The organism is Gemmobacter sp. (assembly GCF_046292685.1).
GTDB lineage: Bacteria > Pseudomonadota > Alphaproteobacteria > Rhodobacterales > Rhodobacteraceae > Wagnerdoeblera.
Genome location: NZ_JBKBQM010000007.1, coordinates 72,458 through 81,565 on the forward strand (window position 1 = coordinate 72,458; position 9,108 = coordinate 81,565).

At 66.7% G+C, this 9,108-nt stretch carries 9 protein-coding genes and 2 pseudogenes; 6 read left to right on the forward strand and 5 right to left on the reverse strand.

Features of this window, described 5'->3' with window-relative positions:
* Nucleotides 1-44: 44 nt before the first annotated feature.
* Genes ACK4S2_RS03500 through ACK4S2_RS03510 form a run of 3 tightly spaced genes read right to left on the reverse strand, consistent with a single transcriptional unit; the run spans nt 45 to nt 2,118 of the window.
* Nucleotides 45-638, reverse strand: a complete 594-nt coding sequence (locus tag ACK4S2_RS03500; protein WP_409620362.1) for a hypothetical protein — start codon at nt 636-638, stop codon at nt 45-47.
* 54 nt (nt 639-692) lie between these two features.
* Nucleotides 693-1,361 carry a flagellar hook capping FlgD N-terminal domain-containing protein gene (locus tag ACK4S2_RS03505; RefSeq protein ID WP_409620364.1) on the reverse strand — a complete coding sequence of 223 codons (669 nt, stop codon included), beginning with the start codon at nt 1,359-1,361 and terminating at the stop codon, nt 693-695.
* 13 nt (nt 1,362-1,374) lie between these two features.
* Nucleotides 1,375-2,118: a flagellar hook-length control protein FliK gene (locus tag ACK4S2_RS03510; protein WP_409620366.1), complete on the reverse strand. Its 744-nt coding sequence runs from the start codon at nt 2,116-2,118 to the stop codon at nt 1,375-1,377.
* 1,736 nt (nt 2,119-3,854) lie between these two features.
* Here ACK4S2_RS03510 and ACK4S2_RS03515 point away from each other — a divergent pair.
* The 6 genes from ACK4S2_RS03515 to ACK4S2_RS03540 all read left to right on the forward strand — a co-directional run bounded on the left by ACK4S2_RS03515 (nt 3,855) and on the right by ACK4S2_RS03540 (nt 7,562).
* Nucleotides 3,855-4,145: a rod-binding protein gene (locus ACK4S2_RS03515; RefSeq protein ID WP_409620368.1), complete on the forward strand. Its 291-nt coding sequence runs from the start codon at nt 3,855-3,857 to the stop codon at nt 4,143-4,145.
* Nucleotides 4,132-4,464: a hypothetical protein gene (locus ACK4S2_RS03520; RefSeq protein WP_409620370.1), complete on the forward strand. Its 333-nt coding sequence runs from the start codon at nt 4,132-4,134 to the stop codon at nt 4,462-4,464. Before ACK4S2_RS03515 ends, ACK4S2_RS03520 begins: the two co-directional genes overlap by 14 nt.
* A 206-nt stretch (nt 4,465-4,670) precedes the next feature.
* Nucleotides 4,671-5,900 (forward strand): flagellin, encoded by a 1,230-nt coding sequence (locus ACK4S2_RS03525; RefSeq protein ID WP_409620372.1) that lies wholly within the window; start codon nt 4,671-4,673, stop codon nt 5,898-5,900.
* Between the two features lie 74 nt (nt 5,901-5,974).
* Nucleotides 5,975-6,355: a flagellar biosynthesis regulator FlaF gene (flaF, locus tag ACK4S2_RS03530; protein ID WP_409620374.1), complete on the forward strand. Its 381-nt coding sequence runs from the start codon at nt 5,975-5,977 to the stop codon at nt 6,353-6,355.
* Nucleotides 6,352-6,756: a flagellar biosynthesis repressor FlbT gene (gene flbT / locus ACK4S2_RS03535; RefSeq protein WP_409620376.1), complete on the forward strand. Its 405-nt coding sequence runs from the start codon at nt 6,352-6,354 to the stop codon at nt 6,754-6,756. Before flaF ends, flbT begins: the two co-directional genes overlap by 4 nt.
* On the forward strand, nt 6,753-7,562 hold the full coding sequence (locus tag ACK4S2_RS03540; protein ID WP_409620378.1) for a DUF1217 domain-containing protein: 810 nt from the start codon (nt 6,753-6,755) through the stop codon (nt 7,560-7,562). The genes flbT and ACK4S2_RS03540 overlap by 4 nt, the downstream gene beginning before the upstream one ends.
* 200 nt (nt 7,563-7,762) lie before the next feature.
* On the opposite strand, the pseudogene ACK4S2_RS03545 reads toward ACK4S2_RS03540, so the two are convergent.
* Both ACK4S2_RS03545 and ACK4S2_RS03550 read right to left on the reverse strand, forming a co-directional pair.
* Nucleotides 7,763-9,041, reverse strand: a pseudogene (locus tag ACK4S2_RS03545) (IS256 family transposase); the annotation flags it as partial.
* A pseudogene (locus ACK4S2_RS03550) lies at nt 9,007-9,108 on the reverse strand (IS110 family transposase); the annotation flags it as partial. The pseudogenes ACK4S2_RS03550 and ACK4S2_RS03545, both read right to left, overlap by 35 nt.

The window sequence follows — 9,108 nt, forward strand, 5'->3', positions numbered from 1 at the left end:
GAATGCGTGCCAGGCGACGGCGCAGCGCGCCAAGCCCTCGGGCCTCAACCGCTCGCCTCCAGCAAGACCCGATGGCGTTCGATGAAATCGGCCCTGACTTCGGCAGGGGCGCGCAGCCGGATGACCAGCGCACGGCGCAGGTCGATTCCTGGCCGCCCGAACAACCTGTCGGCCTCGGGTTCGGAAAACCCGGCGATCTGCACCGCTTCCGCCCAGGCGGATGCCCGGTCGGCCGCCTTGATGGCCGACCTGATCGCGGCGGGAAGAACCGACGGCAACCCGAAGCGCAGATGCACCGCTGCGGCAAGACGTTCGTCCAGCTGGCTATACCCTGCACCCACGGCCGATTTCACCGGGCTTATCATGTCGCCGATCACGTATTCCGGGGCATCGTGCAGCAACGCGGCCAGTTGCCAGCGTGGCGCGATGCCGGGATTGCACCGGGAAAAGATCTGTTCGACCAGCAGGGAATGCTCTGCCACGGAATAGGGCCAGTCGCCGCGGGTTTGCCCGTTCCAGCGCGCGACAAAGGCAAGGCCATGCGCGATGTCCTCGATCTCGATATCCATCGGGGTCGGATCCAGCAGATCGAGCCTTCGCCCGGAAAGCATGCGCTGCCAGGCGCGTGGCTGTTTCATGACACCTTCGCCGGATAAGGGACGCGCGACCCATACCCTTACCCGACGAGGCTGTCAAAGCGCCCCGGGCTTGCGCAGGGCCGTTGCGTCGGCAGCGGCCACCGTGATACCGCCATCGAACACAAGGTCGATGCCCCCCTGGGCATTGCCGCGCGCCTCGCGCACCAGCGCATAATGTTCAACCGGGCCACTGCCGAGCAATTCGCCGCCGGCGCTGGCTTCGAGCTCGAATCGGTAGGTTCCGGCGGGCAAGGGGTTTCCCGCGGCATCGAGGCCGACCCATTCGATCGGCGCTGCCGATACGGGAATCGGCAGGCGCTGAACCTCGAAACCTTGCTGGTTGCGCACCACCAGAACGGCCGAGTCGGCAAGCTGCGGCGGGTTCGGCGCCAGCATGATGGGGGCACCGGCGAACGCAGCGGGCGCTGCAATGCGGGCCTCCATCCCGATCCAGCCGGAAAGTTGCGCCATGGTCGAGACGTTGAGCTGCCGAGACAGCGCCGCGAGCTGTTCGTTGGCCCTCACCTGCTGTTCGACGCCGGCAAAGGTTGCCAGCTGGGTAGCGAACTCGGTCGATTGCATGGGGCTCATCGGATCCTGGTTTCTGATCTGCACCGTGAGCATCCGCAGAAAGGTTTCGAAATCCGACGTGAGCATGGCACTGCGCGCGCTTTGGGCCGGCAGCGAAGGCGATGCGGTTGAGGTGACTGGCAGAACGGTCATGTTGGCTCCGGGATCAAAGGCGCAGGTCGAGTGTGCCGGCAGGTGCAGCGGCGGCAGGGCGTGGCGCCGGGATTTCGGAGCCTTGGTCGCTTTCGCCGGTTTCGGTGTCGGCCCGGAACGACGGTGCGTTCCCGGACCGGCCGAAGCTGAAGCTCGCGCTCTCATAGCCCGCTGCACGCAATTCCGCCGCGAGTTCGGGGGCATGGCGCCGCAAAAGGTCCAGCGTTTCGGGCCGATCCGCGATCAGATGGACGCGCAGGGCATCGCCCTCGGGCTGAAAGCTCATCGAGACGCGGCCCAGTTCTTCGGGTGCCATGTGCAGCTCTACCTGGTTGCCTTGCGCGGCGCGGATCGCATCGATCACCTGCTGTGGCGGCGGGGGTGGCAAGGGCCGATTGTCAGGCGCTGCCCGGCCCTGCAGATGATCGGCCTGCCCGACATGAGGCGGCGCAACGGCCGTTTCCCCGTGAACGCCCATTGCGTCGAGCGGTTCAGCGACGGCGCGGTCGGCAAACATCTCGGCAACTCGGGGGAGGGTGGGGCCGATGAGCGCCGACTGCGCCCCCGGAAGCGGCGTGACGCGCAAGTCGGCGGTCGGCGCGGGGTCGGGTTTTGGCTGATACCGCACATGGGTTTCGGAGGCGCGCGCCAGGGCAAGCGACCACGACCCGGCAAGTGTATCGGATTCGGGGACAATTGCCGAAACGGTCGGCGGCGGCGATCCGGCATCGGCTGCAGCGGGCCCGGTCACGACCACGGCATCGCGGGCTTCGGGCAGCTTTGCGAGGCGCAAAGCTGCCGCCACCCGGGCTGTTGCTTCGGCAGGGGCCCCGGTCGGATCAGGGGTTACAGGATTGAGGGCGGGCACCGGCGGGGTTGGCGGAGCATCCAGTCGGTCGGCGGTTGCAGCCGTCATGGCGCGGGCGGGCACCAGAGCGGGCACCAACGGCGAAGCCTCCCGCGTTACAAAGTGCAAGGGCGGGTTTCGGCCTTGCGAAGCAAGACCGGGCTTTGTCCGGCCTTCGGCCGAACCCCGGTTGGCCGCGGGTGGTAATGTGCCCGCCGGATCGGGCGAAGCGGCCGGCCGAACCGGCGAACTGGTGGTTGCGTCCGGGCCGAGCCCCCGAACTGGCACCGATATGGCCGCCGGATCGACAGGCACCGCTGCCTGATCGGGCCTTGCAAGGTCAAGACCCGTTGATGCACGGGCCGCCGAAGCCTCCCAAAGGGGCTGCGCCGGTGGAGTTGCACTTCTGCCGGGAGGCGGAGGATCGTTCATCACTGCCGCGGGATCCCCCCCCTGCCTCGCCACTCGCCCCACGTTCGCCGCCGCCGATGCGCGATCGTCCCAATGCTCCGCGACGCCAGCGCCAGCGCCTTGCCGAAGCGGCTGTTCATCCGGCGCGACCATCGGCCCGGGATTGGCTGGCGCCACCGCAGCGCTGTCAGACAGGGACAGCGGCGCGGCTGTCGCGCGCCCCGCCGTTTTCGACGTTTCTTCGAACGCCCAAGGGGTTGCGTCGGGTCGCATCAAGGGCAGCTCCGGTCGCGCAGACCCTTCCTTCGGATGATTCTCCGGGACGCTCTGGCCATTTGCCTCTGCCGAAACGACCGTCGGCAGCGTTGGCCACGAAGCTGGGGCCGGCCAAGCGGATGCGGTTGGCCCAAGCGCCTCTGCCCTGGAGAAGGGAACCCACGACTGTGGGAGCGCGGGTTGGGCCGGGTCTGCAAGGTCCGTCCCGGCACGGGGCGTCGAGGCGGTCGGCTCCGTCGGCAGAAGGGGGGCCGGCGCCGAACCGGAGGGGGGCACCGCCGGCACCGCAGGTATCCTGCCGGACACCGCGGGCAAGGCAGCGGTGTCCTGCTCGGCAAGACGTTCAGAGGCGGTGACAGGGTGTTCACCGTCCTCCCGAACCGGAATGGCCGCGGCGATCGGCGCCGTCTGTATGCGGCTTTCCGAAACCGGCATCGAGCAAACCGACGACAGCGAGGGCAAGGCCAATCGAACGCGCCCTGCAGGATCATTTCCCCCCTCTATCGACGACATTCTGGATCCAGGAAGCCAATCCGGGATATCGGGGGGTGCAGGCGCGGTCGGGGGCAGCTCGGCAGCAGGCGCCGGGGTAACGGTCGTGGCTGTCGCAGGCGCTGCCGCTGCAGGATCGGGCAGAATGCCGGAACCTTCCGGCATTGACGCAGGTGTGCTGCCTTCGCGCGGAACCGGGTCTTGCGGCGTCCGGCGCGCCCGCGCCCCGGCAAGGTCTGCGTCCGGCGCCGGATTCTCGGCGATCCAGGCAGCGAGGAAATCGCCCGGCGATGGCACCACCGGCGCCGTCGGAAGACGGAACTCCGGCGCCCGCAACAGCGATGGTTCAAGTTTCATGGCCCCTCCGCGACTTCTGCCGGTGAGCGCAAGGTGCCAGTCCGAGGTTACCACTTTGTTTACTGCGCTGCGCCAGAATGGATCAAATTGTAGTTCCGCAGGAGACCGCCATGATCCCCGTTGCGCCCTTGCCGGCCGACACCCCCTCTGCAACCCGCCCGGACCGGGACGCGACGCTGCGGCAAAAGGCGCGCGAGCTGGAAGGGGTTTTTCTTGCCGAAATGCTGCGCCATGCCGGGGTTGCAAAGCTGCCCGAAAGCTTCGGCGGCGGCGCCGGCGAAGAACAGTTCGCATCCTTCCTGCGCGAGGCACAGGCCCGTGCCATCGTGAAAAAGGGGGGGATCGGCCTTGCGGAACATCTGTTCCATGCGCTGAAGGCGCGCGAAAATGACTCCCGCTGACCGTCTGGCCGATTCGCTGGCGGCATTGCGCGATGCCGTGCGTCAGGGCGATTTCACCGCCTTCGACCGGCTTTCCGCCCGGCTCGGCACCGAAGTCGCCGCGCTGGAGGCGTCGCCCCCGGGGCCGGACACGTTGCAGATGCTGAAGTCCCGGGCAGCCGAGCTTGCGGAACTATTGCTGGCAGCCGGGCAAGGCCTGGCCGCCGCGCGCCGCCGCCTGACGGAAATCGAAACCGTTCGCAAGGGCTTGGGCACCTATGGCGGCGATGGCCGACGGCGCGCCCTGGGCCCGACGCCGGCATCGACGCGCAGGGTCTGAGCGAATGCCGCAGATTTGCGCAAAATGCATCGAACAAGGCTGGGGCGGGTTAGGAGCTTCTTAGCGTTTGGGGCGCCGAATGGGCCTCGCACCTCATGACGGGGTGACGCGGCAGACCGCTGCCGCAGGGGACAGAACACCCGGGCCGCCACCGCAAGTGGCAAGAATCGCGCGCAAAGCGCCGGAACCCGCAAGGAAAGTCGAAAATGCCGTCCATTCTGACCAACACCAGCGCCATGGTCGCCCTGCAGACGCTGAAAGGAATCAACTCGAACCTGGAAAAGACCCAGTCCGAAATCTCGACCGGCAAATCGGTCGCCAACGCCCGCGACAACGCGGCGGTGTGGTCCATCTCCAAGGTGATGGAATCCGACGTCAAGGGCTTCAAGGGCATCTCCGACAGCCTCGCCCTCGGCTCGTCGACCGTGGCGGTCGCCCGCTCGGCCTCGGAAACCGTGACCGACCTGCTCACCCAGATGAAGGGCAAGATCGTCGCGGCGCAGGAATCGAACGTCGATCGCGCCAAGATCCAGACTGACATCGTGGCCTTGCGCGACCAGATCGGCGCGGTTGTGGGCGCGGCGCAGTTCAACGGGCTGAACCTGCTGTCGAACCAGTCGGCAACGGCCGGAACGAACAACGTGGACATCCTTGCATCGCTGGATCGCAGCGCGTCGGGGGTGGCGGCCAGCAAGATCACCGTGGCCAAGAACGACTTGGGCACGAACGCTGCAACCAACGGCGCTACGGCGGGCGGCGGTGCGGCCACCGCCATCGCGACCCTGGCGGCGGGCGCCACGCAGAACTTCATGCAGATCCTGCCTGCCAACGTCGGCTATGGCACGACCTACAACATCGAAAGCATGGCCGGCACCGCCGTCGCGGCGCCGAACCAGGTGAGCTATGTCGCGCGTCAGGGCGATACCGCTGCCTCGGTCGCGTCGGAAATGGTGACCCGGCTGAACTTCGTGGCCCAGCGCGAGGGGCGCACTGTCAGCTTCGCGCTCAGCTCGACCGACCCGACCCAGATCACCATCACCAACACCGGCTCTGCCGCGGTGACGGGCATCGCGGCCACGGATGTCAACCGGACCACGGGCGGCACCGCGGGCGGCGGTCTGAACCTGCTGCGCCAGTTCGACGTGACGACCACGAACGGTGCCGCCGCCGCCCTGGCGGGCATCGAAGGCCTGATCCAGAAATCGATCGGCTCCGCCGCTGCCTTCGGTTCGGCCCAGGGCCGCATCGACACCCAGACCAAGTTCGTCTCCTCTCTGACGGACTCGCTCAAGGCCGGCATCGGCACCCTGGTCGATGCCGACATGGAGGAGGCCTCGGCCCGTCTGCAGGCGCTGCAGGTGCAGCAGCAGCTGGGTGTGCAGGCGCTGTCGATCGCAAACCAGGCGCCGCAGAGCATCCTGTCGCTGTTCCGGTAACAGCAGCCGCCGGGGCGCGCGTCGGTTCGCGCGCCCCGGCCATCTGAACCCCAGCAGCACCGGAACCCATCACTGTGAGCACCCTCAATTTCGCCCGCACCGCCTATGCGCGCCCCGAGGCCCCCGCGCGGACCCCACGCAGCATCGAATACGACCTGCTGGCCCGGATCACCCAGGCGCTCGGCAACGCCTGGCAGGACCGGAAGCAGAACTTCCCTGCCCTTGCCGCCGCAATCAGCGACAACACGCGCCTTTGGTCGACGCTGGCGGCGGATGTGGCCGATCCGGGCAACGCCTTGCCGCGCCCGTTGCGGGCGCAACTGTTCTATCTTTACCAGTTCTCCGAACAGCACGGCCGCAAGGTTCTGGCTGGCGAGGCCAGCGTCGAAGTGCTGGTCGACATCAACACGGCGGTCATGCGCGGCCTGCGCGGCGATCAGGGAGCATCGGCATGAGCGGTCTGGTCCTCAAGCTCGGCCCGCGCGAGCGCGTTCTGATCAATGGTGCCGTCATCGAAAACTGCGAACGACGCTCCAAACTGGCCATCATGACGCCGGGGGCGCATATCCTGCGGCTGCGCGATGCCATTCACCCGGAACAGGTCAACACACCCGTCCGGCGAGTTTGCTATATCGTGCAACTGGTGCTTTCGGGCGATGCCGCCCCCGCGGAGGCACGCCTGCAATTGTTGCGCGGGGTCGAGCAGCTCAGCCAGGTTCTCATCGACCCTGACAGCCGGGCACTGCTGGCCCAAGCCTCGCAGGCAGTGCTCGAAGACCAGTACTATCAGGCGCTCAAGGCCCTGCGTGCCTTGCTGCCGAGAGAGGAGCGGCTGTTGGCCGCCGCCCGGTCATGAGCTTCGTTCCCGCCCTTGGCGCCGGGGGCTTTACCGGTTGGGCGATGCTCAAGCGGACAGCGGCGACCCAGAAGGCCGTTTTCGACAGACAGGCGTCGATCCAGCGCGACGAGGCATACTTTCGCGACAGGATCGGCAAGATCGGCTCCGCGGAAGAACTGGTCAACGACCGCCGCCTGCTTTCGGTGGCGCTTGGGGCTTTCGGGTTGGAAGCCGACATAAACAACCGGTTCTTCATTCGCAAGGTTCTTGAAGACGGCACCCTCAAAGAGGGCGCGCTCGCGCTGAAGCTGGCCGACAAGCGTTACCGCGAGTTCTCGGCCGCTTTCGGGCTGGGCGACTTCGGCACCGGACGGATCCGGATTTCCGACTTCGCCGACCGCATCGTTTCCGCATGGAAGGAACGCGGTTTCGAAGCTGCGGTCGGCAAGGTGGATGAAAGCCTGCGCCTTGCGATGAATGCCGAAAGGGAAATCGGCAAGGTCGCGTCTGCGTCGATGTCGGAGGATGCGCGCTGGTTCACCCTCATGGGGCAACGGCCCGTGCGACAGGTGCTGGAGACAGCCTTCGGCCTGCCTTCCAGCTTCGGCACATTGGATATCGACAAGCAGAAGGAGATGCTCAAACAGAAGGCCGAGGCCGCTTTCGGCGATGGCCGCGTTTCGCAGTTCGCCGCGCCTGATCGCATGCAGGATCTGGTCAAGCGCTATCTGCTGCGCGCACAAATGACCACCGGCACACCTGCGGGTTCGGCCAATGCCGCACTCGCCATGGTGACCCGGCTCGCAGAGTCGATGCGGCGTTGACCATCTTCTACTGCTCGCCGTGTCTTGCGCCGGTGCAAACCGGCTCATGCCACGAGGAAGAGTGCGTGCACTTGCCCGGATTTTGTTCGGATGCGTCGGTGTTCAGCCCGATAGTACGGGATGCATTCGTTGCAGTCATGCGGCCACCTCCGCGTCATTCCGGGTGTGACGCCGCCAACGCCCATATTGGTGCGCAGGTGTCACATCCCGGAAGGTAGTAAGGCTGTTTCTTGAACAGCGCGGGCTTGATTTTGTGTCAGTCCTTCATCGCCTGCCAGGACGATGCTGTCCCGTTGAGTGGTGTAGCGGGCGCTGATCGTCACCGTGGTGCTCGACGCGGGCCTGCTTGAGCAGGATGCCGCTGTGGGCAGGCTGATGACGGCACCAACGCCTGTCGGTGCGATGGTTTCCGGCGTCTTGTCGCGGGCACGCCGAATGGTCCATTCATCGTTCTGTTCGAGGAGCAGAGCCCCGACGAGGCGGACGATGGCTTGATCGTTGGGCAGTGAGGCCCGCCTTGCCACCGGTTCGAGGGGCGAGGCCGAACGCCGGCGACGTCGGTGCGGCGCTTGATCTCGCCGTTCAGGTGCTCGATCGGGTTTGTCGAGTGCAGCTTGGCCCGGTGTTCCCTGGGAAAGGACATGTCGGCCAGGACGTCGTGTTCGGCCTCGTCCATCAGCCCGGCCAGCCTGGGCACCTTGGGCCGGCTCTGCTCGGCCACGGCGGTGTCCTGGGCAAAGGCGGTGGCGATGAAGGCGGAGACGACGCGCCGCCCTTCCCGGCATGGGCAAGGGCCTTGCGCTGGAAATGGACGCGGCACCGCTGCCAGGGGGCGCTGAGAACCTTCGAGACGGCCGCCTTGATGCCCTCGTGGGCGTCGCTGATGACGAGGTTGACCCCGCGCAATCCCCGGCGGGTCAGCTTGCGTGAGGCAACCCCGTCCAGATCGGCTCGGCCTCGGATGTGCCGATGTCCAGACCCAGACCCTCGCGCCACCCGTCGGTGTTCACGCCGATGGCGATGATCGCGGCGACCGACACGATCCGCCCGCCACGCCGGACCTTGAGGCAGGTGGCGTCGATCCACGGGCCAGCCATTGTCCGCCATTGGTCCGAGGACAATGGCGAACGCCAGTCGCCTCCGAGGGGACGGTTCAGAAAGGCTTTCGGCTTGCCGTCGATCTCCTTGCAGAGCCGCGACACCTGGCTCTTGCTGATCCCCGACAGGCCCATCGCCTTGACCAGGTCATCGACGAACAGCGTCGGGATGCCTTGAACACAGGCCTCCCGGATGACCGCCGTCAGCGTTCGCGGGCTCACTCTCGGCCATGCGGCGCGGCTCGAGGAAGTCTGGGAAGGATCTGCCCTTCCGAAGCTTCGGGATGCACAGCTCGACCGTTCCGGCGCGGGTCTCCCAGTCCCGATCGCGGTAGTATCCGTCTTGGTCAAGTAGGTCTGTCTGCCCATTTCCGGCCGTCGCGCAGCAGCGCGTTGGCGAGCAGGATGAGCTTTCGCATGACGGCGGTGATCGCGAGCTTTGGCGCTTT